Below are 22,431 nucleotides of genomic sequence, written 5' to 3' on the forward strand. Positions count from 1 at the left end.
CGAACCCATGCAGCCTGACCTGCTCGATTTACACGTTTTACACCACTTCCGAACCCGTTCTCCACTGACCCACTGTATGACCAACGATGTCGTACAGACCTTCACGGCCAACGTTTTGCTGGCGCTTGGCGCATCACCCGCGATGGTGATTGAGGCCGAAGAGGCTGAACAGTTTGCCGGCATCGCCGATGCGCTGCTGATTAACGTTGGCACGCTGACCTCGCCGCGCGCCCAGTCGATGCGTCGGGCAATAGAAAGTGCGGTGGCGGCAGGCAAGCCCTGGACGCTGGACCCGGTTGCTGCGGGCGCCCTGACGTTCCGCACCCGTTTTTGCCATCAAATCCTTGCCCTGAAACCGGCCGCCATTCGCGGCAATGCCTCCGAGATTCTGGCCCTTGCCGGAATGAGCGCGGGCGGGCGCGGCGTCGATACAACCGATACCGCAGCCAGCGCGGTGCCTGCTGCGCAGGCGCTGGCGCGCCAGACCAATGCCGTTGTGGTCGTCACCGGTGAGGTGGATTACATCACTGACGGGCAACGCACCCGCACGGTAACGGGCGGCGATCCGTTGATGACGCGCGTAGTGGGAACGGGATGCGCGCTTTCTGCCGTTGTGGCGGCGAGCTGCTCGCTGCCGGGCGACCGGATGGATAACGTCGCTGCCGCCTGCGGATGGATGAAGCGGGCCGGAACGGTGGCCGTTGCGCAGTCACGTGGGCCTGGCAGTTTTGCCAGCGCGTTTCTGGATGCGCTCTATACGCTGGAGGAGCAGGCATGAAGCGGATTAACGCCCTGACCATTGCCGGCACCGATCCCAGCGGCGGCGCGGGTATCCAGGCCGATCTCAAAACCTTCTCGGCCCTTGGCGCGTACGGCTGCTCGGTCATTACCGCGCTGGTGGCGCAAAACACGCGCGGCGTGCAGTCGGTCTACCGTATTGAGCCGGATTTTGTTGCCGCACAGCTGGATTCGGTGTTCAGCGACGTCCGCATCGATACCACCAAGATCGGCATGCTGGCCGAGACGGACATTGTGGAAGCGGTGGCCGAGCGGCTTAAGCGCTATCAGGTGCAAAACGTGGTGCTGGATACCGTCATGCTGGCAAAAAGCGGCGATCCGCTGCTCTCCGCCTCCGCCGTGGAGACGCTGCGCAATAAGCTGTTACCGCAGGTGGCGCTCATTACGCCCAATCTGCCGGAAGCCGCCGCGCTGTTAGGCACATCGCATGCGCAAACTGAACGCGAGATGAAAGCGCAGGGAAACGCGCTGCTGGCGATGGGCTGCGGGGCGGTGCTGATGAAGGGCGGTCATCTGGATGACGCTGAAAGCCCGGACTGGCTCTTTACCCGCGACGGCGAAGTACGCTTTACCGCGCCGCGCGTGCAGACCAAAAACACCCACGGCACGGGCTGCACGCTCTCCGCCGCGCTGGCGGCGCTGCGCCCGCGCCATGAAGGCTGGGCCGATACGGTGTGCGAAGCGAAAACCTGGCTCTCGGCGGCGCTGGCAAAAGCCGATACTCTGGAAGTGGGTCACGGTATTGGGCCGGTTCATCATTTTCATGCATGGTGGTAACCCAGTATACTGGCAAGAAACACCACGCCTGAGAAAACAGAGATGGAACAAGCGCATACCCGGTTAATCGCTCAACTGAATGAACGGATCGCCGCGCCTGACAACACGCCGCTGTACCTGAAATTTGCCGAAACGGTAAAAAACGCGGTGCGCAGCGGGGTGCTGGAGCACGGGAATATTTTGCCCGGCGAGCGCGATCTGAGCCAGTTAACCGGGGTGTCGCGCATCACCGTACGAAAGGCGATGCAGGCGCTGGAGGAAGAGGGCGTAGTTACGCGCTCTCGTGGCTACGGCACGCAAATCAACAATATCTTTGAATATTCGCTGAAAGAGGCGCGCGGTTTTTCCCAGCAGGTAGTGCTGCGCGGCCAAAAGCCTAATACGCTATGGGTCAACAAGCGGGTGGTGAAATGCCCGGAAGAGGTCGCAAACCATCTGTCGGTCCCTCCGGACAGCGAGGTCTTTTTGCTCAAGCGCATTCGCTATGTGGATGACGATGCTGTGTCGATTGAAGAGTCCTGGGTGCCGGTCGGGCTCATTCCCGATCCGGATGCGATTGGCATTTCGCTGTATGACTACTTCCGCAGTCAGAATATTTTCCCGCAGCGCACCCGTTCACGGGTTAGCGCCCGCATGCCGGACAGCGAGTTTCAGGCGCACATTAAGATGGACGAAAAAATACCGGTGCTGGTGATCAAGCAGGTTGCGCTTGACCAACAGCACCGGCCGATTGAGTACAGCATCAGCTACTGCCGCAGCGATCTATACGTCTTTGTGTGCGAGGAATAATTCGTCGCGAGTCGGGGCGCAGTCCCCGCCGCGGTGGCTGACCACCCAGGACGCCACGGCATTTCCCAGCAGAACGGCGTCTGCCAGTGACCATCCCGCCGCCAGCCCGGCAAGCGTGCCGCCCGCGTGGCTGTCGCCAGCGCCAATGGTGTCCACAACCGTCGCCGGGAACGCCGGAACAACGCCCGCATCGTCGCCGTCATACCACGCGGCACCGTCTTTATCATGACGCACAATCAGCGCGGCGCCGAAGCGCTGCTGCCACTCCGCACCCAGGTTGTCAGCCGCTACGCCCAGTCGTTCGGCTGCGATCTCTGCTTCCTGACGATTAAGCGACACGATCGGCCTGCAGGCCATAATCCGCGCCATCAGAGCGTCGGGAATATCCGCGATGCGGGGGCCGAAATCGATAAAGGCCGTCACGTCCTGTAATCCCTCCAGCCAGCGAGTCAGCAGCTCGCCGCACGGCGAGGCCAGCTGATAGCCGGATAAATAGACCAGGCTGTTCGACGGGATGTTAAGCACTTCAAGCCAGCGCTGCTGCCACTGGTTCTCCACGCCGCTAAAGGACATAAAGGTGCGCTCGCCGTCTGGCTCCACCAGCGCCAGGCACCAGCCGTTGTCGCCGGTTTCGGCCTCAATGGCGCTGTGCAGATCCTGCTTCGCCATCGCGTTGCGGATAATATCCGCCCAGACGCCGTGGCCGACGGGCAGGGCGTTTTGCGACGCAATGCCGAGCCGCTTCAGGGCAATCGCAATGTTCAGCGCACAGCCGCCGATATTCACGCCCTGTTGTTTGAGCTCGATATCGCACCCGCGCCAGGGCAGGGCGTAGGCGTCGGCGATGACGTCAATCACCGCCGCGCCCAGCACCGTTACCGGCCGCGCGGCGTGCAGGGTGTCGAGACGTTGGGCAAACGAATTCATACGCCCTCCCTTTGCTCCCGGTAGTGCAGCAGTTTCGCGCAATAGTGGCCGAAATCGAGCCGGTTAACGGCGTCGAGCTCGGCCTTCAGCGCCGGGTCAATGGCCTGGACGCCGTGGAGCGCGCCGCAGATGGCCGTCGCCATCGCGCCAATGGTGTCTGTATCACCGCCTAGGTTGGCGCATAAAATGGCGCAGCGGTTTGGGTCGGTTCCCGCCAGTTCGACCATCGCAATGGCCGCCGGAACGGACTCAATGGTGCTGGTTCCGGCCCCCACGAGCTGGTACACCTGCTCGCTGGCGGACTCAATCCCGTTGGATTCCCGCACGGTTTTCAGCGCGAGCTCAATACGTGCCGCGAGCGACGCGCTGAAAGTGGTGGTTTTCGCCTCCTGGGCATAGCGGGCGATCCCTGGTAGCGCATCGACGATGTTCTGCCAGCTTTCGCCGTCGATAGCGCGGGAAACCGCCCAGGCAATCACCACCGCGCCGGCAATGGCGAGGTCGGATTTATGGGTCGGGCTGGAGGCCAGCGCCACCTGCTCAACAAAGTGTTCCAGACGCGTGGCCGGGAGCAGGCAGCCCAGCGGGGAGGCGCGCATCGCTGCCCCGTTAGTCACGCCGTTGTTGTCCAGTTCGCTAACCGGCTTGCCGTCGCGAATCGCGTTAAGCGCGATTTTTGAGGTCGGGCCGAGCACGTTCTTATTAAACGCGTCGAAATCGAGCGCCCAGCGCAGAATATGCTTGCCGATAACGTCCGCGTTAATCTCCCCGTCGCACTCGATGAGCGCGTCCGCCAGGCACAGCGCCATTGAGGTATCGTCGGTGAACTCTGCCTGTTTGAAATAGCAGGCCGCATTATTCTCTGCCGGGCCGGGTAAAAAGCGGTCGATCCAGCCGAAGTGCGCCTTGACGCGCTTTCTCGGCCACAGCTCCGACGGCATGCCCATCGCATCCCCTAACGCCTGCCCGTAAAGGGCACCGAGAACACGTTCTTGTTTCATTTAACTTCCCCTTGTGTCAGCGCGGCATCGCCATCAACCACCGCAATGGCGGCGATCTCTTTATCCGATTCGCGGAAAAACAGCATAAACAGCACGGCAATCACGGCAATCATGATTGCACCAAACGTCCACATTCCGGCCCAGTTGAAGGTCAGCCCATTCACAGGCTCTTTGTATGCGAACATTTTTTCCATCATCACGCCGCCCAGGCGGTAACCCAGCAGGCTCCCAAAGCCCTGACAGCACAGCGTAATCAGGCCCTGCGCGGCGGTGCGCATGTGCACCGGCGCTTTTTTGTCCACGTAGATGTACGCGGTGACGTAATAGAAGTCGTAGCTCACGCCGTGCAGCAGAATGCCGAGGAACAGCAGGGCGTAGGTGAAGTACTGTTCCGCTCCGCCGTAAACAAAGAACCCGTAGCGGATGGCGGCGGTAATCAGGCCCAGCAGTAAGACCTTCTTAATACCAAAGCGTTTGGTAAAGAACGGCAGGGCGAGCATAAAGAAGATTTCGGAGAACTGGCCGAGCGTCATCCAGCCGGTGGCGTTTTTCATCCCCACTTCGGTGAGATAGCCGTTGGCGAAGATGTAATAGAAGGCCAGCGGCATGGCGAACAGGAACGAGCAGAAGAAGAACACCAGGAAGTTTCTGTCGCGCAGCAGGATCAGCGCGTCCAGCCCGAGCATCACTTTGAAATCCAGCTTGCCGGTACTTTTCGGCGGCGTATTCGGCAGGAACAGGGCAAACACGCCGAGCAGGGCGGAGCTGGCTGCCGTCATCAGCAGCGGGATGTTGGTGTCGGAAATATCGCTGTAGCCCAGCATCTGCGGCAGGAAACCGCACGCCAGCCCGGAGGCGATCCAGCCGATGGTACCCATCACGCGGATGCGCGGGAAATCGGCCTCAACGTCGTCCACGTTGGCAAAGGCGATACTGTTGGTCAGCGCGATGGTCGGCATATAGGTCAGGGAGTAAACCAGCAGCAGCGGGAAGAAGGTGCTGAACTGGGTTTGCTGCGCGGCTAAGTACATCAGAATGGCTCCGGCGAACATCAGCACTGACAGCACTTTCTGCGCGGCGAAGAAGCGGTCCGTCAGCGAGCCGACCAGAATCGGGGAGAGGATCGCGGCAATAGCGGTACAGGCGTAAGACCAGCCGATTTCCCCGGCGGTAAAACCGCTTTTGCTCAGCCACAGCCACAGCGGCACAAACCACGCGCCCCAGATAAACCATTCAACAAACATCATGAATGACAGTTGGACTTTCGTTTTCATTTTTTAATCCTGCATGTCAGAGAGGGTACGCCTTTAACATACCACTCAATAATACCTTTTAAATACCTTTGTGGCGATTGTTTGATCAATGTAACAGTTTTGTTGTACACGAATCGAGCCAGCAGATTGTGCTGAAAAAAAAAGCAAAGAGTGGAAAATCTGTTAAGTCGGTACCAGGCTTAGTCTGCCCATAAAAGATGGGACTGGATAAACACACACCGACACGACGTCGGACTTACGGGAGTATCACATGACTGATATTGCGCAGTTGCTTGGCAAAGACGCCGACAGCCTTTTACAGCATCGTTGTATGACCATTCCAGCCGACCAGCTGTATCTGCCTGGTCATGACTACGTTGACCGCGTGATGATCGATAACAACCGTCCGCCTGCGGTCCTGCGAAATATGCAGACGCTTTACAACACCGGGCGGCTCGGCGGCACCGGGTATCTCTCTATTCTGCCGGTGGACCAGGGCGTAGAGCACTCTGCGGGCGCCTCTTTTGCGGCGAACCCGCTCTACTTCGATCCGAAGAACATTGTTGAGCTGGCGATTGAAGCGGGCTGTAACTGCGTGGCCTCTACCTACGGCGTGCTGGCCTCGGTTTCGCGTCGCTATGCCCACCGCATTCCGTTCCTTGTGAAGCTGAACCACAACGAAACCCTTAGCTATCCAACCGAATATGACCAGACCCTCTACGCCAGCGTCGAGCAGGCGTTCAACATGGGCGCGGTGGCGGTAGGGGCGACGATTTACTTCGGCTCCGAACAGTCCCGCCGTCAGATTGAAGAGATCTCCGCGGCGTTTGAGCGCGCGCACGAGCTGGGCATGGTCACCGTACTGTGGGCATATCTGCGCAACAACGCGTTCAAGAAAGACGGCGTGGATTACCACGTGTCGGCCGACCTGACCGGGCAGGCGAACCACCTGGCGGCGACCATCGGCGCGGATATCGTGAAGCAGAAAATGGCCGAGAATAACGGCGGCTACAAAGCGGTGAACTTTGGCTACACCGACGATCGCGTTTACAGCAAGCTGACCAGCGATAACCCGATCGACCTGGTGCGTTACCAGCTGGCGAACTGCTACATGGGCCGCGCGGGGCTGATCAACTCCGGCGGCGCGGCGGGCGGTGATACCGATCTGTCAGATGCGGTGCGTACGGCGGTGATCAACAAACGCGCGGGCGGCATGGGGCTGATCCTTGGCCGCAAGGCGTTTAAGAAATCGATGGCCGACGGCGTGAAGCTGATCAATGCGGTTCAGGACGTCTATCTGGACAGCAAAGTCACGATTGCCTGACGGCTCCCTCTCCCTCTCCCCGGTGGGAGAGGGTTGGGTGAGGGCATCATTGCTCACCGTGTGATACATCAGCGCAAAAGCACGCAGTCCGGCGGTAGCCGGCACTGCAGCGCGCCGGGCAACACCTCAATGCGAAACTGCGTTCCGCTCAGCGGCTCTCCGTCGAGGTTAAAGGTCATCCCGTGCGGCGCATTCACTTCAAACCACGCCGATTTCCCGGCGATGATATTCGGACTCTCTTCCGGCTGCGTCAGCGTGGTAAACAGCGCGGGCAGCAGGCCGTCGCCCGTGAAAATACGCAGCTGGAGCTGACCGTCATTAATCAGCGCCTCCGGGCAGAGCTGCTGTCCGCCGCCCGCCTGACGCCCGTTGCCAATCCCAATTACCAGCGCATCACCCTGCCACTGAAAATCCTCGCCGCGAATTTCGCAGCGGTCAGGCTTGAGGGTGTCCATGCGCATCAGGCCGTGGATCAGGTACGACACGCCGCCCAGCGCCGCCTTCAGCTTTTCCGGCGTTTCGCTGGTGATGCGCGTGCCAAACCCGCCCGTCGCCATATTGATAAAGCAGGTTTTATCATTCACCTGCGCAATATCCACAGCGGTGGCCTTGCCGAGGATCGCCAGCTGGAGCGCTTTCTCCAGCTCCTCCGGGATCCCTGCGCTGGTGGCAAAATCATTGGCGGTGCCGAGCGGTAAAATACCCATCACCGGCCGGTTTGCCGGGGACAGGTCGATAAGCGCTGACGCAATCTCATTGATGGTGCCATCGCCGCCGCCGGAAATGATGGTGCTGACGCCAAGCCCGAGGGCTTCATTGATATAGCGTGCCGCGTCGCCTTTTTCCCACGTCACCCTGACGTGAATGCGCGCGCCGTCATCGCGCAAACCCTGAATTGCCTGACGCAACAGATCGTTGCCCGCGCTTTTGCCATTGAGAATCAATAAACTGTCTGGATAGGTTGCCATCCGCGCTGCTCCCTTTTTTAGCGTTAGTAAGAGTGTATAGCAGAGAGGTAAAAAGCGGGTAAGAACAGGATGAAAGGAACAAAATATGCCCGAAAGCGCGTTACACTCCAGCGATGGTAGTAACGTAATCACAGGAAAGTGATGATGAATAAAATTTTGGTAAGCGCGTGCCTTATGGGCTTTAAGGTTCGTTATAACGGAAGTGAAAAAGCGCGAATGAACGAGCTGCTCGCTCGCTGGCAGCAGGAACAACGTCTGGTTATCCACTGCCCTGAACTTGCGGCCGGGATGCCTGTCCCTCGTCCTCCGGCAGAGATTATGTCCGCTGATGGCAAAGACGTAATGCACGGGCAAGCCAGAATTACTGAAAATACAGGGCAGGATGTGACTGAGCAGTATCAGCTTGCAGCCTGGCTCGCGCTACGCGCTGCTCAGGAGTCGGGGTGTAGCGCAGCGCTATTAACCGATGGCAGCCCCACGTGCGGCAGTCAGTTTATTTATGACGGATCTTTTCGCGGGATCCATAAAGCGGGGAGGGGGGTGGCTGCATCGTTGCTCGCAGAGCATGGGATAGCCGTATTCTCTGAGGGGCAAATCGACGAGCTTATTGCCTGGGTTGAGGAGAGAGAAGGCAAAAAATAAGCCCGCGTAAGGGAGATTACGCAGGCTAAGGAGGTGGTTCCTGGTACAGCTAGCATTTATGGGTTATGTTTTTCAGCGGGGGGATAATACCCGTATTGAACGAAGCGGTATGTGATCCGATTCTAAGAATTATCCCAGCGCGAAAAAATTTCCCTGATTAACTATTTGCCGTGTGGGTTTCGGGTGCTTTCACCGTTGAAGTTACGCATCAGCAGCGCAAACTTCAGCTCCACCTCTTCCGGAACCGGCAGCCAGACGGTATGCCCGTCGCCCGGCGCCACGTCAATCGCCTCGCCTTTGCCGTTTTCCAGATGCTCCAGCGTAAAGTTCATGTTGCCCTGCGGGGTCATCAGCTCCAGGCTGTCGCCTTTGGTGAATTTGTTTTTCACCGCGACGGCCGCCAGCGCGCCTTTGCGCTCGCCGGTAAAGTCACCGACAAACTGCTGGCGCTCGGAAACGGAGTAGCCGTGCTCGTAGTTCTGGTAGTCATCGTGAGTATGACGACGCAGGAAGCCCTCGGTATAGCCGCGGTGCGCCAGGCCTTCCAGAGTTTCCAGCAGGCTGGTATCGAATGGTTTACCGGCCGCCGCATCGTCGATGGCTTTGCGGTACACCTGTGCGGTGCGCGCGCAGTAGTAATAGGATTTGGTGCGGCCTTCGATCTTCAGGGAGTGCACGCCCATCTGGGTCAGACGCTCAACATGGGCGATGGCGCGCAGATCTTTCGAGTTCATGATGTAGGTGCCGTGCTCGTCTTCAAAGGCGGTCATGTACTCGCCCGGACGTTTGGCTTCTTCAATCATAAACACGCTGTCGGTTGGCGCGCCGATGCCCAGCGTCGGCTCAACGTTGGTTACCGGAATAGGCTCGTGCTTGTGCACGATATTACCGACGTCATCCTCTTTGCCTTCCTGGACGTTATATTCCCAGCGGCAGGCGTTGGTGCAGGTGCCCTGGTTCGGGTCGCGCTTGTTGATATAGCCGGAGAGCAGGCAGCGGCCGGAGTAGGCCATGCACAGCGCGCCGTGAACGAAGATTTCGATTTCCATATCCGGCACCTGGGTGCGGATCTCTTCGATCTCTTCCAGAGACAGTTCGCGGGACAGGATGACGCGGGTCAGCCCCATCTGCTTCCAGAACTTCACCGTCGCCCAGTTGACGGCGTTAGCCTGGACGGAGAGGTGAATATCCATCTCCGGGAAGTTCTCCCGAACCAGCATGATTAAACCCGGGTCCGACATGATCAGCGCGTCCGGCCCCATATCCACCACCGGCTTCAGGTCACGGATGAACGTTTTCAGCTTGGCGTTGTGCGGCGCGATGTTCACGACCACGTAGAATTTTTTGCCCAGGGCATGCGCTTCGTTGATGCCGAGCTGCAGGTTCTCGTGGTTGAATTCGTTGTTGCGCACGCGCAGCGAGTAGCGCGGCTGGCCCGCATAAACGGCGTCGGCACCATAGGCGAAAGCGTAACGCATATTTTGCAGCGTTCCCGCCGGGGAAAGGAGTTCCGGTTTAAACATGTTTGTTCTCGTTCTGATGACAGGTCAGATCCGCGTGCACCAGGTGCAGCGGTAAGGGGAGATCCCCCACTTTAAGGGCGGGCATTGTAGCGCTGCGGGGCAGGGAGGTAAAGATTGAATTATTATTTATTTTAGCCGTAAAGTTAATTACGGCTAAATTTGCATTGTTATTTATTTTTTTCTGATGTAATTTTTATTTTGAGTTGCTGCTGTAGGTATTTTAGATGCCATCTCATTTCTCTGGCTTCAAGTTCTGATACTTTATTTCCTTCGATAACACTTAGCACAATTGAATATAGTGTGTAAAGGTCTCTCACTTCTGCATTAATTTGTTCCAGAGGATGTATTTCAAATTCGTAAAGTATCAGGTTAAGATAATCAAGGGTTGAATTCTTGTTTCGATGATGATTGTTTTGTGTTCTGTGAAAAGAGATCATGGAACGAATCATTCTTGCTATATAAATCCAGTCTCTAATAAATGAATTGGTTGCAGTGCTTTCATTATTAAGATAAAGTGGTGGTATTCTTTCGGAAAGAATAATAGCTATATTATCCTCAGAAAATTTCTCTTGGATCTTAGCATTTATTTCCGATTGCTCACTCTCTCGATTATCAATATATCTAAAGTCAACCAATATTTGAGCATCTTTATCAACATTAAAATAGTGATGTAAAAAAGGATGGGTGGTTAATTCTTCCATCATTCTTATACGCTTATGGTAATGGTCACCGTGACGCTTATTTACTATTTCTATGATTATAATTTCTTTTTTGTCTTTGCTAATTGCAACTAAATCAAATAGAAAATTTTTATATGAAGGTGTTCTTGGTATGTCTTCATAAACAATATACTCTTTTAAAGTATATTCTGTTTTAATTAATTCAACCTGGTAATGGTAATAATCATAGTAGTTTACCATAGCTTGCCTCCATTGCATTTATATTTTTCAAGTTTAATTAAGGTTATATATTCTGCAGGTGAGTTGTTTTCTCTTATTTCTAATATTTTAGCAATTGAGGGAGCTAGGGATAATGGAACGACAAGGGATTTCCCAGGCTCCTTCACGAATCGCTCAGCAATAATGCGCGTTATTTGCCTGTCATTCTCCATGACTACCGGAGCCAGGGCATCAATGGTAAATTTAAGTCCATTGTCTACGTCTGAATAAGAGTTGTTATGTGGGAAATAAAATATTTTAAAAGTTGTCTTATACTTAACCTGCATGCCAGTATATTCTGCGCTTGCAGAATTAAAAACTTTCGATTGCCAGATTGCCTTCAAAGATTTAGGGCCTTTCCTGTTAACCGTGGCTGGTCGGCCAAAGACGATCATTTCCAAAAGATTATCTGCCATGATATTTCCTTAAAGAAAAAAATAGAACCAGACTTCTTTTCTGTATTGTTTAAAAATACGTGACTGTACTATACATAGCTGTAAATCATCGTTAATCACATTATCCTGCACGCATCCGCTTCCCAGCGATACCCCACGCCGTACACCGCGCGGATAAACGACTGCTCGGCGTCCAGCGCCTCCAGCTTGCGGCGCAGGTTTTTGATGTGGCTGTCGATGGTGCGGTCGGTCACGACGCGGTAATCGTCATACAGGTGGTTCAGCAGCTGCTCGCGGGAGAACACTTTTCCCGGCTCGTGGGAGAGGGTTTTCAGCAGGCGGAACTCCGCAGGCGTCAGGTCCAGCAGCTTGCTGCGCCAGCTCGCCTGGAAGCGGCTTTCGTCGACAATCAGCGGGCTTTCGGCATCGAGCACCTGAAGCTCGCGCTGCGGCCTGCAGCGGCGCAGAATGGTTTTCACGCGGGCGACCACTTCACGCGGGCTGTAGGGCTTGCAGATGTAATCGTCCGCGCCAATTTCGAGCCCCAGCAGGCGGTCAATCTCTTCAATTTTGGCGGTGACCATGACGATCGGCACGTCGGAGAAGCGACGAATTTCCCGGCACAGGGTCAGTCCGTCAACGCCCGGCAGCATTAAATCCAGCAGGATCAGATCCGGCGGGGTCTGACGCACGTATGGCAGCACCTGGTCGCCGTGGCTGATCAGCGACGGGGCGTAGCTGGCCGCGCGTAAATAGTCGATCAGCAGCTGCCCAAGCTTGGGCTCGTCTTCCACAATCAAAATGCGCGGCGTGTTTTCGTCAATCGGTAACTCGGTCATACTTCTCTCGATAAATCCCGTTCCAGAGGTAACTCTACTGTAATGCTAACCCCGCCAAAAGGCGAATGGGCGGCGCGGATCGTGCCATTATGCGCCTCGACGATGTTAACGCAAATCGCCAGCCCCAGTCCGGAACCGCCGCTGGCGCGGTTACGGGAGCCTTCGGTACGGTAGAAACGTTCAAACAGTTTTTCCAGCTGCGCGTCCTGCACGCCGGGGGCGGAATCCGCGAAGGTAAGGGCAAAGCGTCCGTTTTCCTGCCTGCCGGAGATGTGCAGCCCGCCGCCGCTGTCGGTGTAGCGCAGGCTGTTTTCCAGCAGGTTATTGAACAGCTGCATCAGCCGGTCCTTGTCGCCAAACACCACAGCGCTGTCCGGCAGGGAGAGGTCGATTTTCAGGTTGCGGCTGGCAAAGCGCTCGCGGAACGCGCCGCTGATCACTTCCAGAATGTTAATCACGTCCACCGGCGCCTTCTGGTAGGCCAGCGCGCCTTCGTCGGACATGGAGAGCTGGTGGAGATCGTCCACCAGCTTGGTGAGCGTGCCCACCTCCGCCTGCAGAGAGGCCACCGATTCAGGCGTAAACTGGCGCACGCCGTCCTGGATGGCCTCCAGCTCGCCGCGCAGCACCGCCAGCGGCGTGCGCAGCTCGTGGGAGATATCGGCCATAAAGTCGCGGCGCATCTGCTGGTTCTTCTCCAGCGTGCTGGCGAGCTGGTTAAAATCCTGCGCCAGCTTGCCCAGTTCGTCCTGGCTGCGGGTATCGACGCGGGTGGTGAAATCCCCGGCGGCCAGCTTGTGCGTGCCTTCCACCAGCCGTTTCACCGGGGCGAGCAGACCGCGCGCCAGCGGGAAGGTGGCGAGCGCGGCGAGCAGGGTGGAGAGGGCGACAATCAGCCAGCTTGTCCGGCGCTGCTGGCGGTCAAAGTTGATGTCGGTGTTGCGCGTCAGGCGCTCCACCGGCGAGGCGATAACCCAGCCGACCGTCGCGTTGTTGACTTTGATCGCACGACGGGTGCCGTCCGGCGGTATCGGCGCACGCGGACCCACCAGCGTGCGCATGTCCTGGTCAATCACCCAGAACTGGGTGCGCCAGCCGTGCGGCGGCATGCCCGGCCCCGGGCGATCGTCACCGGTATCGTGCTCCAGCGAGCGCAGGATCTGGAAAATAAAGCGGTCATTATTGCGCAGAAAACGCCAGTTGCCGTGCTGGGCGTACTGTTCACTCAGCGCATCGCTTAAGCCCTGTAAACGCTGTTCATTGCCATGCTTGATGTAATCAATAAAACCGCGCTCAAAGCTGATCCGCACCGCCCAGTGCATGGTGATCAGCAGGACGATACAGGTGGCAAATATCGCCACGAAGAGCTTGCCGGTAATGCCCGGACGCCAGAATTTCATGAGCCACTCCTTTTGCCGCGCCTAATCACGACGTTCTTGCTGGTATCATCCGGCACTCTGGCGAAGATGAAAGCGGGCAGGGCGATGATGACCGCCATGCTGAGATAGGTATACAAAAAGACCTGATGCGCCACCGGCGTGTCGACGCTGAGATGGTGCTGGCCGTACATGCCGAGCAGTAAACCCGCGATGGTCACCCCGACGCTCATCGAGAGCTGCATGATCATCGACAGCAGGCTATTGCCGCTGCTCGCCAGATCGTCCGGCAGATCCTTCAGCGTCAGGGTATTCATCGACGAGAAGCGCATGGAGTTGACGATCCCCTGGCAGAACAGCACCAGCGGCAGAACGTAGTACCAGCCCATCAGCGCCACGGCCATAAACAGCAGGCTCACCAGCGCAAGCCCCAGCGTGGCGGTCACCAGCACGTGACGATAGCCAAAGCGGTTCACCACCTGCACCACGATGCGCTTCATTCCCATGCTACCGAGCACCATCGGGATCATCATCAGGCCCGCGTGGAACGGCGAAAATCCCATTCCGATTTGCAGGAAAACGGGCGTCATAAACGGCAGCATGCCGCTGCCGACGCGCCCGGCGAAGCTGCCAAACAGGCCAAGGCGATAGGTGGGGTTTTTAAACAAGCTCAGGCTGAACAGCGCCTTATCGTTACCTCTGGCATGCCGCAGATACCACAGAATGGCGGTGATGCCGATAACGACCAGCATCCCCAGCGTCAGGGGCGAAATGCCGAGCCTCTTTTGCCCGTCGAGCGCCAGGGTCAGCGTGGCCATGCCGGCCGCCAGCATGATAAAGCCGAAGAAATCAAAGCGCCGCGTCTGCATTTTGTAGTTCGGCATCAGCGTCAGGGTGGCGATGGCGCCGATGATGCCAACAGGAAGATTGATTAAGAAGATCCAGTGCCAGGAGGCGTACTCCACCAGAATGCCGCCGAGCGCCGGGCCCAGCAGCGGCCCCACCTGACCGGGTAACGTCACAAAGGTCATCGCCGCCATGTACTGCTCGCGCGGCACGATCTTCATCACCGTTAGCCGCCCGACGGGCACCATCATCGCCCCGCCGACGCCCTGCAGCACGCGTGCCATCACCAGCTGGTCGAGGGTGTTGGCCTGGGCGCAAAACAGCGAGCCGGTGGTAAACAGCACGATGGCGGTAAAGAAGATATTCCGCACGCCCACTTTGTCCGCCAGCCAGCCGCTGGCTGGCAGCATGACGGCCACCGTCAGCACGTAGGAGACAATCACCATATGCATATGCAGCGGGCTCTCCCCCAGGCTTTTCGCCATTGAGGGGAGGGCGGTGTTGACGATGGTCGTATCCAGCGACTGCATAAAGAAGCCGAAAGCGACTATCCATAGCTGCCAGCGAACGTTAGCGGGGAGATCGGTCATTTACTCGGTCACCGTGGTTCTGTTTTTACGCGAAAAGCGCAGCCGCAGGCGGTCGAAGAACAGATAGACCACCGGCGTGGTGTACAGCGTCAGCAGCTGGCTCATGACCAGGCCGCCGACAATGGTGATCCCCAGCGGCTGGCGCAGCTCTGAGCCGTCTCCGCCCGAGATAACCAGCGGCAGTGCGCCAAACAGCGCCGCCAGGGTGGTCATCATGATCGGACGAAAACGCAGCAGGCAGGCCTGGAAGATGGCCTCTTCCGGCGACAGATTGCCGTTGCGCTGGGCGTCCAGGGCGAAATCCACCATCATGATCGCGTTTTTCTTCACGATGCCGATCAACAGCATGATCCCAATGAGCGCGATCAGGCTGAACGGCGCGCCGAACAGCTCCAGCGCCAGCAGCGCCCCCACGCCCGCCGACGGCAGCGTCGAGAGAATGGTCAGCGGGTGAACGTAGCTCTCGTACAGCACGCCCAGCACAATATAGACCGTGGCGATGGCGGCCAGAATCAAAATCACCTGCGAGTTCATCGTCTCCTGGAACACCTGCGCGGTGCCGGCAAAGCTGCCGCGCACGGTGGACGGCACGCCAAGCTGCGTCATCGCGCGGTTGATTGCGTCGCTGGCTTCTGAAAGCGACGAACCGGCGGGCAGGTTAAAGGAGATGGTCGACGCCGCCGACAGCCCCTGATGGTTCACCGACAGCGGCGCGTTGGCAGGCTGCCAGCTGGCAAAGTAGGAGAGCGGAATCGCCTTGCCGTCGTTGTTAATCACAAACATTTTGTCCAGGGCGCTGATGTCCTGGGTGTAGCGCGGGTCAACCTCCATCACCACCTTATACTGGTTCATCGGCTGGTAGATGGTGGAGATCTCGCGCTGGCCGAAGGCGTTGTTCAGCAGGCTGTTGGCGGCTTCAACGTTAATGCCCAGACGCGACATGGTTTCGCGGTCGTAGGTCAGGGCCATCTCGGCGCCGTTGTCCTGCTGATCGGAGTTGACGTCCGCCAGCTCCGGCAGGGCGGCCAGCGCCTTGCGGATCTTCGGCTCCCACTCGCGCAGGGCGGCTAAATCGTCCGAGAGCAACGTGTACTGATAGCTGGCGTTCGCCTGACGGCCGCCGACGCGGATATCCTGAACGGCCATCAAAAACAGGTTTGCCCCCGGCTCTTTGGCGAGCTTCACCCGCAGGCGGTCAATCACCTGCTGGGCGGTTTCGTTGCGCTCGCCGCGCGGTTTCAGGGTAATAAACATCATCCCGCTGTTAACGCGTGACCCGCCGGTAAAGCCGGTGACGTTATCCACGGCTTTGTCTTCACGAATGATCTTCATGAAGTCCTGCAGCTTGCCGCGCATCGCCTGGAACGAAATGCTCTGGTCCGCCTGAATCCCCCCCATCAGCACGCCGGTGTCCTGTTCGGGGAAGAAGGTTTTCGGGATGGTGATGTACATCCAGACGTTCAGCCCAATGGTGGCGATAAGCACCAGGCCGACCAGCCGGGTATGGTTCAGCACCCACTTCAGCGATTTGCCGTAGCCTTCCTGCATGGCCATCAGGAAACGGCCAAAGCCTTTACGGCGCGGCTGCGAATGCGGTTTGCTGCGCTTGAGCATCCAGCCGCACATCATCGGCGTCAGCGTTAAGGAGATCGCCAGCGAAATGCCGATGGCGACGGAGAGGGTGACGGCGAACTCGCGCAGCAGCCGGCCCGGCAGCCCGCCCATCAGCAGCAGCGGCAGGAATACCGCCACCAGCGACAGGCTCATGGAGAGCACCGTAAAGCCCACCTCGCGCGTGCCCTGCAGCGCGGCCTGGAGCGGCTTCACGCCCGCTTCCAGGTGGCGGGAAATGTTTTCCAGCACCACGATGGCGTCATCCACCACGAATCCCGTCGCTATCGTCAGGGCCATCAGCGACAGGTTGTTGAGGCTAAACCCGCACAGGTACATGGCGGCAAAGGTACCGATCAGCGAGACCGGCACGGCCACCGCCGGAATAAGCGTCGCGCGGCCGGATCGCAGGAACAGGAAGACCACCAGGATCACCAGGGCGACGGAGATAATCAGCGTTTGCTCCACCTCTTCAAGCGAGGCGCGAATGGTCGGGGAGCGATCCTGGGCAATTTGCAGATCGATCGCTGCCGGGATGGTCTCCTGCAGGTCCGGAAGACGGGCGCGAATGCTGTTCACCGTCTCAATAATGTTCGCTTCCGGCAGCTTGCGGATCATCAGCAGAATGGCCGGCTTAGCGTTGGTCATCCCGGCGTTGCGCACGTCCTGCACCGAGTCGGTGACGCTGGCAACGTCGCTTAAGCGCACCGCCGCGCCGTTGTTGTAGTGAATAATGAGCGGCTGATATTCCGCGGCGGTTTTCAGCTCGTCGTTAGTGTGGATCTGCCAGCGGTGGCTACCGTCCTCAATCGCCCCCTGCGGTTTGCGGACGTTAGCCGTGCTGATGGCGGAGCGCACGTCATCCAGCGACACGCCCTGGTTGAACAGCGCCTGCGGGTTTAGGCCCACGCGCACGGCGGGCAGAGAGCTCCCGCCGACGCTCACGTCACCGACGCCGTTAATTTGTGAGATTGTCTGCGCCAGCTGGGTAGACGCAAAGTCGTAAAGCTGCCCCTGAGAATACGTGTCCGAGGTCAGCGTCAGGATCATGATCGGCGCATCGGACGGGTTGGCCTTGCGGTAGGTTGGGCGGCTCGGCATCCCGCTCGGCAGCAGGCTTTGCGCGGCGTTGATGGCCGCCTGCACGTCGCGCGCCGCACCGTTAATATCCCGGTCGAAGCTGAACTCCAGAATGATGCGCGTGCTGCCCAGCGAGCTGCTGGAGGTCATCTCGTTGACCCCCGCAATCCGCCCGAGCGAGCGCTCCAGCGGCGTGGCAACCGACGAGGCCATGGTCTCCGGTGACGCGCCCGGCAGCGAGGCGCTGACCATGATCACCGGGAAATCCACCTGCGGCAGCGGCGCTACCGGCAGCAGCCGGAAGCCCAGCACGCCGCAGAGGGTAATGGCGAGCGAGATTAAAATCGTCGCCACCGGGCGATAAATGAAGAGGGCGAAAAACTTCACTTATGCCTCCTCTTCACGTTTCGGGAAGCGGCTTTTGGTCCACAGCGCCAGGCGGTCAAACAGCAGGTAGATCACCGGCGTAGTGAAGAGCGTTAATACCTGGCTCACCAGCAGACCGCCGACCATGCCGATACCCAGCGGACGGCGCAGCTCCGCGCCAACGCCGGTGCTGAGCATCAGCGGCAGCGCGCCCAGCAGGGCGGCCAGCGTCGTCATCAGGATTGGACGAAAACGCAGCAGACAGGCCTGGAAGATGGCGTCGCGCGGCGACATGCCCTGCTCGCGCTCGGCGGCCAGGGCGAAGTCGATCATCATGATGGCGTTTTTCTTCACGATCCCGATAAGCAAGATAATGCCGATGATGGCAATGACGTCCAGCTCGCTGCCCGCCAGCATCAGTGCCAGCAGCGCCCCCACGCCCGCCGTCGGCAGGGTAGAGAGGATGGTGATCGGGTGGATAAAGCTTTCGTACAGCACGCCGAGCACGATGTACATCGCCACGACCGCCGCGACGATAAGCCAGATGGTGTTACCCAGCGCGGCCTGAAACGCCAGCGTGCTGCCCTGGAACTGGGTCTGAATATCGGACGGGAAGCTGAGCTCTTTTTCAGCAGCCTGAATGGCCTCCACCGCTTCGCCGAGAGAATAATTGTCCGGCACGTTGAAGGAAATGGTGGTGGACGGGAACTGATCCAGATGATTAATCGACAGCGGGGTATAGCGTTCTTCCACCGTGGCGATAGCGCTCAGCGGCACAATGCCGCCGTCTTTGCTGGTCAGGCGCACCGAGTCCAGCCCCGCCAGTCCTGGCGTGTTCTCTGTGTTGTGCTCCAGCACCACGCGATACTGGTTGGCCTGGGTGTAGATGGTGGAGATCAGGCGCTGACCGAAGGCGTTGTATAGGGCGTTGTCCACATCCGACATGGTAATGCCCAGACGGCTGGCGGTATCGCGGTTGACGTTCACGTATGCCGCCAGCCCTTTGTCCTGCCAGTCGCTGCTGACGTCGGCGAGCTGCGGCAGGGTGTTAAGCTTATTTACCAGCTGCGGTACCCAGGTGCTGAGCGCGTCCAGCGAGGTGGCCTGCAGCGTGAACTGGTACTGCGTGCGGCTGACCTGGGTATCAATGGTCAAATCCTGAATCGGCTGCAGGTAAAGCTCAACGCCCGGCACCCGCGCGACGGCGTTTTGCAGACGCTCAATGACGGCGTTGACGCGATCGTCGCGTTCATCCAGCGGCTTGAGGTTGATCTGCAGACGCGCGCTGTTGAGCGACGGGTTGGTGCCGTCGACGCCCACGTAGGAGGTCAGGCTCTCGACCGCCGGATCCTTCATGATGATTTCAGACACCTGCTGCTGGCGCTGGGCCATACTGGCGAAGGAGACCGACTGCGGAGCCTGCAGCGTGCCCTGAATAATGCCGTTGTCCTGGATCGGGAAGAAGCCTTTCGGAATGAAAATCCACAGCATCACGCTGAGCGCCAGGGTTCCCAGCGCCACGCCGAGCGTGGCCCACGGATGGTTCAGAACTTTCGCCAGCACGCGGCCGTAGGCGGCAATAATCTGATCGAACATCCGCTCGGAGGCGCGCGAGAAGCGGTTTTGCTTGCGCAGGGACTCGTGGCTCAGCATGCGGGCGCACATCATCGGCGTCAGGGTCAGCGACACCACGGCGGAGATCAAAATGGCGACCGCCAGCGTCACGGCAAACTCGCGGAACAGACGCCCGACGATATCGCCCATAAACAGCAGCGGGATCAGCACCGCAATCAGCGAGAAGGTCAGCGAGATAATGGTAAAGCCGATTTCGCCTGCGCCCTTCAGCGCGGCCGCCAGCGGCTTTTCGCCTTTCTCGATATAGCGCGAAATGTTCTCGATAACGACGATGGCGTCGTCCACCACGAACCCGGTGGCGATGGTGAGCGCCATCAGCGTCAGGTTGTTAATCGAAAAATCGAGGAACACCATCACCGCAAAGGTCCCGACCAGCGAGAGCGGCACGGCGACGGCGGGAATAATGGTGGCCGGAACGTTGCGCAGGAACAGATAGATGATCATGACGACCAGCGCAATCGCCAGCATCAGCTCAAACTGGGTGTCGGTGACCGACGCGCGAATGTTCGTGGTGCGGTCGGAAAGCACCTTCACGCTGACCGATTTCGGCAGGCTTTCGATCAGCTGCGGCAGCATGGTGCGGATGCTGTCGGCGGTTTCGATGATGTTAGCGCCCGGCTGGCGCTGCACGTTCATCACGATTGCCTGCTGCCTGTTGGCCCAGGCGCCGAGCCAGCTGTTTTCAGCACCTTGTTCCACGGTCGCCACGTCGCCCAGACGCACCGGGGCGCCGTTCTGGTAAGCAATAATCAGCTGACGGTATTCATCGGCGGACTGCATCTGATCGTTGGCAGAGAGCGTCACGGCGCGGGTGGGACCGTCCAGCGAGCCTTTTGCCGAGTTAACGTTGGCACTGCTGATGGCGGTGCGGATGGTTTCGCTGGTCAGCCCCAGCGCGGCAATCGCCTGCGCGTTCAGCTTAACGCGCACGGCGGGACGCTGGCCGCCCGCGAGGGTGACGAGGCCGACGCCGGAGACCTGTGAAATTTTCTGCGCCACGCGCGTTTCGACCATATCCTCTACCTGGGTCATCGGCATGGCGGAGGAGGTGACGGCAAGCGTCATGATCGGCGGATCGGCCGGGTTCACCTTGCTGTAGACCGGCGGGTTAGGCAGGTCCGAAGGCAGCAGGTTGGTGGCGGCGTTGATGGCGGCCTGTACCTCCTGCTCGGCGACGTCCAGCGACAGCGTCAGCTGGAACTGCAGCGTCACGACGGATGCCCCGCCGGAACTCTGGGAGGACATCTGTTTTAGCCCAGACATCTGCCCAAACTGGCGCTCCAGCGGAGCGGTAATGGCGGACGTCACCACGTCCGGGCTGGCTCCGGGATAGAGAGTGACAACCTGAATCGTTGGGTAATCCACCTCCGGTAGCGCCGACACGGGCAGGAAGCGATAGCCGATAATCCCGGCGAGCAGGATCGCCACCATCAGCAGCGTGGTGGCGACAGGACGGAGGATAAACAGGCGTGACGGCCCGCCTGTAGAGCCTGGGGGCATAACCTGCATCAGGATTTCTCTCCCTGTTTCGCAGGTTCAACCACTTCCACTTTAGCCCCTTCGGTCAGACGGTCAATGCCGTCGGTGACCACGCGGTCGCCTGCGGAAAGGCCTGCGGCGATGACCACCGTCTGGCTGTCCTGGATACCGGTTTTCACCAGGTGCTTGCTGACCTTATTGTCGCTGTTAAGTACCCAGACGAAGTTACCTTCGTTACCCATCTGCAGGGCAGCCGTTGGGATCACCACCGCGTTCTCTTCGGTGGCGACCAGCATGCGCGCGTTGACGAACTGGTTCGGGAAGAGGGCATCGTCCTGGTTGTTAAAGCGCGCCTTCAGCTTGATGGTGCCGGTGGTGGTGTCGATCTGATTATCCAGGCTGAGCAGGGAGCCTTCGCTCAGTTTCTGCCTGTTGCTGCGGTCCCAGGCTTCCACCACCAAACCTTTACCGGCTTTTTGCGCCTGCACCACCGTCGCAATGTCGCTTTCCGGTAGGGTAAAGACTAAATCAATCGGGTGAGTCTGGGTGATCACCACGATGCCCGTGGTGTCGCCGCTGGAGATCTGGTTGCCGATATCGACCTGCTTCAGGCCCACGCGCCCGTCAATCGGCGCGGTGATGCGGCTCCAGTCCAGCTGCAGCTGTGCGCTGGCGACGGCGGCCTCGTCGGCTTTGATGGTGCCCTGCGTTTCGCTGACCAGCGACTGCTGGGTGTCCAGCTCCTGACGAGATACGAGGTTGGTTTTCACCAGCTGCTGGTAGCGGGCCAAATCGCGACGGGCGTTAGCGAGGGTGGCTTTGTCTTTCGCGAGCTGCCCCTGCGCCTGGGCGAGGGCGACCTTAAACTGGCTCGGGTCGATTTCCGCCAGCAGATCGCCCGCTATGACCTGCTGACCTTCCTGGAAGTGAATGGCCTGAAGCTGACCGTCGACGCGGCTGCGCACCGTCACGGTGTTGGCGGCGGTAATGGTCCCAAGGCCCGTTAGATAGCGAGGAACGGCTTTATTCACTGCCGTCGCCGCCTGTACCGGCGCCAGCGCGCCGCCGCGCATGCCGTGACGCCCTCCGCCTGCCGGGCGCTGTGCCTGACTATTGGCACCGGCGGGGGCTGCGGTGTTCGCGGATTGACTGTGCCAGTACCAGGCGGCGGCAAGGACCACCACAATGATGCCAGCGGCGATTGCCCAGCGGGATTTGTTACTGCCTTTCATCGTTGTACGTTCTCATCCTGAAGACTTCGGGGAATGATACTA

At 58.8% G+C, this 22,431-nt stretch carries 18 protein-coding genes; 5 read left to right on the plus strand and 13 right to left on the minus strand.

What is annotated here, in order from left to right; genetic code table 11:
- The first annotated feature begins 7 nt into the window (after positions 1-7).
- Genes thiM through AC27FC_RS01020 form a run of 3 tightly spaced genes read left to right on the plus strand, consistent with a single transcriptional unit; the run spans position 8 to position 2,364 of the window.
- The gene (thiM, locus tag AC27FC_RS01010) at positions 8-778 is read left to right on the plus strand and encodes a hydroxyethylthiazole kinase (RefSeq protein WP_112778150.1); all 771 of its coding nucleotides are present in this window, start codon (positions 8-10) and stop codon (positions 776-778) included.
- Positions 775-1,575 carry a bifunctional hydroxymethylpyrimidine kinase/phosphomethylpyrimidine kinase gene (gene thiD / locus AC27FC_RS01015; protein ID WP_112778151.1) on the plus strand — a complete coding sequence of 267 codons (801 nt, stop codon included), beginning with the start codon at positions 775-777 and terminating at the stop codon, positions 1,573-1,575. The genes thiM and thiD overlap by 4 nt, the downstream gene beginning before the upstream one ends.
- A 42-nt stretch (positions 1,576-1,617) precedes the next feature.
- A complete protein-coding gene (locus AC27FC_RS01020; RefSeq protein WP_033146000.1) occupies positions 1,618-2,364 on the plus strand; it encodes a GntR family transcriptional regulator in 747 nt (248 codons plus the stop codon).
- On the opposite strand, the gene AC27FC_RS01025 is transcribed toward AC27FC_RS01020, so the two are convergent.
- The 3 genes from AC27FC_RS01025 to AC27FC_RS01035 are packed head-to-tail and all read right to left on the minus strand — an operon-like array spanning position 2,338 to position 5,566.
- Complete coding sequence (locus AC27FC_RS01025; protein WP_039263123.1) at positions 2,338-3,291, minus strand: PfkB family carbohydrate kinase; 954 nt, start codon at positions 3,289-3,291, stop codon at positions 2,338-2,340. The genes AC27FC_RS01020 and AC27FC_RS01025 overlap by 27 nt on opposite strands.
- Positions 3,288-4,292, minus strand: coding sequence for an ADP-ribosylglycohydrolase family protein (locus tag AC27FC_RS01030; protein ID WP_196354906.1), 1,005 nt, complete (start codon positions 4,290-4,292; stop codon positions 3,288-3,290). Before AC27FC_RS01030 ends, AC27FC_RS01025 begins: the two co-directional genes overlap by 4 nt.
- Complete coding sequence (locus AC27FC_RS01035) at positions 4,289-5,566, minus strand: nucleoside permease (RefSeq protein WP_064672816.1); 1,278 nt, start codon at positions 5,564-5,566, stop codon at positions 4,289-4,291. The genes AC27FC_RS01030 and AC27FC_RS01035 overlap by 4 nt, the downstream gene beginning before the upstream one ends.
- A 250-nt stretch (positions 5,567-5,816) precedes the next feature.
- Here AC27FC_RS01035 and fbaB point away from each other — a divergent pair, with 250 nt between their 5' ends.
- Positions 5,817-6,869, plus strand: coding sequence for a class I fructose-bisphosphate aldolase (gene fbaB, locus AC27FC_RS01040; RefSeq protein ID WP_023312424.1), 1,053 nt, complete (start codon positions 5,817-5,819; stop codon positions 6,867-6,869).
- Positions 6,870-6,937: 68 nt separating this feature from the next.
- Here the strand turns inward: fbaB and yegS are convergent, their stop codons facing one another.
- A complete protein-coding gene (gene yegS / locus AC27FC_RS01045; protein WP_039263120.1) occupies positions 6,938-7,837 on the minus strand; it encodes a lipid kinase YegS in 900 nt (299 codons plus the stop codon).
- Positions 7,838-7,978: 141 nt separating this feature from the next.
- Here yegS and AC27FC_RS01050 point away from each other — a divergent pair, with 141 nt between their 5' ends.
- Positions 7,979-8,479 (plus strand): 2-thiouracil desulfurase family protein, encoded by a 501-nt coding sequence (locus AC27FC_RS01050; protein ID WP_045887878.1) that lies wholly within the window; start codon positions 7,979-7,981, stop codon positions 8,477-8,479.
- Between the two features lie 161 nt (positions 8,480-8,640).
- On the opposite strand, the gene trhP is transcribed toward AC27FC_RS01050, so the two are convergent.
- The 9 genes from trhP to AC27FC_RS01095 form a co-directional block, all read right to left on the minus strand.
- Entirely contained in the window at positions 8,641-10,002 is a 1,362-nt protein-coding gene (gene trhP / locus AC27FC_RS01055) for a prephenate-dependent tRNA uridine(34) hydroxylase TrhP (protein ID WP_023312421.1), read from the minus strand.
- Positions 10,003-10,169: 167 nt separating this feature from the next.
- Entirely contained in the window at positions 10,170-10,922 is a 753-nt protein-coding gene (locus tag AC27FC_RS01060) for a hypothetical protein (RefSeq protein ID WP_196354905.1), read from the minus strand.
- Positions 10,916-11,356, minus strand: a complete 441-nt coding sequence (locus AC27FC_RS01065) for a RusA family crossover junction endodeoxyribonuclease (RefSeq protein ID WP_196354904.1) — start codon at positions 11,354-11,356, stop codon at positions 10,916-10,918. Before AC27FC_RS01065 ends, AC27FC_RS01060 begins: the two co-directional genes overlap by 7 nt.
- Before the next feature lie 95 nt (positions 11,357-11,451).
- Positions 11,452-12,174, minus strand: coding sequence for an envelope stress response regulator BaeR (gene baeR, locus AC27FC_RS01070; protein WP_023312418.1), 723 nt, complete (start codon positions 12,172-12,174; stop codon positions 11,452-11,454).
- Complete coding sequence (gene baeS / locus AC27FC_RS01075; RefSeq protein ID WP_023312417.1) at positions 12,171-13,574, minus strand: envelope stress sensor histidine kinase BaeS; 1,404 nt, start codon at positions 13,572-13,574, stop codon at positions 12,171-12,173. Before baeS ends, baeR begins: the two co-directional genes overlap by 4 nt.
- Positions 13,571-14,986 (minus strand): MFS transporter, encoded by a 1,416-nt coding sequence (mdtD, locus tag AC27FC_RS01080; protein WP_196354903.1) that lies wholly within the window; start codon positions 14,984-14,986, stop codon positions 13,571-13,573. The genes baeS and mdtD overlap by 4 nt, the downstream gene beginning before the upstream one ends.
- Positions 14,987-18,064 (minus strand): multidrug efflux RND transporter permease subunit MdtC, encoded by a 3,078-nt coding sequence (mdtC, locus tag AC27FC_RS01085; RefSeq protein WP_039263116.1) that lies wholly within the window; start codon positions 18,062-18,064, stop codon positions 14,987-14,989. It lies immediately after the preceding gene.
- Positions 18,065-21,187, minus strand: a complete 3,123-nt coding sequence (locus AC27FC_RS01090) for an MdtB/MuxB family multidrug efflux RND transporter permease subunit (RefSeq protein ID WP_196354902.1) — start codon at positions 21,185-21,187, stop codon at positions 18,065-18,067.
- Positions 21,187-22,389, minus strand: a complete 1,203-nt coding sequence (locus AC27FC_RS01095; RefSeq protein WP_487159827.1) for an MdtA/MuxA family multidrug efflux RND transporter periplasmic adaptor subunit — start codon at positions 22,387-22,389, stop codon at positions 21,187-21,189. The genes AC27FC_RS01090 and AC27FC_RS01095 overlap by 1 nt, the downstream gene beginning before the upstream one ends.
- Between the last annotated feature and the right edge of the window lie 42 nt (positions 22,390-22,431).

It is taken from the genome of Enterobacter sp. C3_dUdeg (genome assembly GCF_057536195.1).

Bases quoted from the DNA above. Each gene is read 5' to 3' on its own strand.
- thiM (WP_112778150.1), top strand. From the start codon at position 8: ATGCAGCCTGACCTGCTCGATTTACACGTTTTACACCACTTCCGAACC.
- thiD (WP_112778151.1), top strand. From the start codon at position 775: ATGAAGCGGATTAACGCCCTGACCATTGCCGGCACCGATCCCAGCGGC.
- AC27FC_RS01020 (WP_033146000.1), top strand. From the start codon at position 1,618: ATGGAACAAGCGCATACCCGGTTAATCGCTCAACTGAATGAACGGATC.
- AC27FC_RS01025 (WP_039263123.1), bottom strand. From the start codon at position 3,291: ATGAATTCGTTTGCCCAACGTCTCGACACCCTGCACGCCGCGCGGCCG.
- AC27FC_RS01030 (WP_196354906.1), bottom strand. From the start codon at position 4,292: ATGAAACAAGAACGTGTTCTCGGTGCCCTTTACGGGCAGGCGTTAGGG.
- AC27FC_RS01035 (WP_064672816.1), bottom strand. From the start codon at position 5,566: ATGAAAACGAAAGTCCAACTGTCATTCATGATGTTTGTTGAATGGTTT.
- fbaB (WP_023312424.1), top strand. From the start codon at position 5,817: ATGACTGATATTGCGCAGTTGCTTGGCAAAGACGCCGACAGCCTTTTA.
- yegS (WP_039263120.1), bottom strand. From the start codon at position 7,837: ATGGCAACCTATCCAGACAGTTTATTGATTCTCAATGGCAAAAGCGCG.
- AC27FC_RS01050 (WP_045887878.1), top strand. From the start codon at position 7,979: ATGATGAATAAAATTTTGGTAAGCGCGTGCCTTATGGGCTTTAAGGTT.
- trhP (WP_023312421.1), bottom strand. From the start codon at position 10,002: ATGTTTAAACCGGAACTCCTTTCCCCGGCGGGAACGCTGCAAAATATG.
- AC27FC_RS01060 (WP_196354905.1), bottom strand. From the start codon at position 10,922: ATGGTAAACTACTATGATTATTACCATTACCAGGTTGAATTAATTAAA.
- AC27FC_RS01065 (WP_196354904.1), bottom strand. From the start codon at position 11,356: ATGGCAGATAATCTTTTGGAAATGATCGTCTTTGGCCGACCAGCCACG.
- baeR (WP_023312418.1), bottom strand. From the start codon at position 12,174: ATGACCGAGTTACCGATTGACGAAAACACGCCGCGCATTTTGATTGTG.
- baeS (WP_023312417.1), bottom strand. From the start codon at position 13,574: ATGAAATTCTGGCGTCCGGGCATTACCGGCAAGCTCTTCGTGGCGATA.
- mdtD (WP_196354903.1), bottom strand. From the start codon at position 14,986: ATGACCGATCTCCCCGCTAACGTTCGCTGGCAGCTATGGATAGTCGCT.
- AC27FC_RS01090 (WP_196354902.1), bottom strand. From the start codon at position 21,187: ATGCAGGTTATGCCCCCAGGCTCTACAGGCGGGCCGTCACGCCTGTTT.
- AC27FC_RS01095 (WP_487159827.1), bottom strand. From the start codon at position 22,389: ATGAAAGGCAGTAACAAATCCCGCTGGGCAATCGCCGCTGGCATCATT.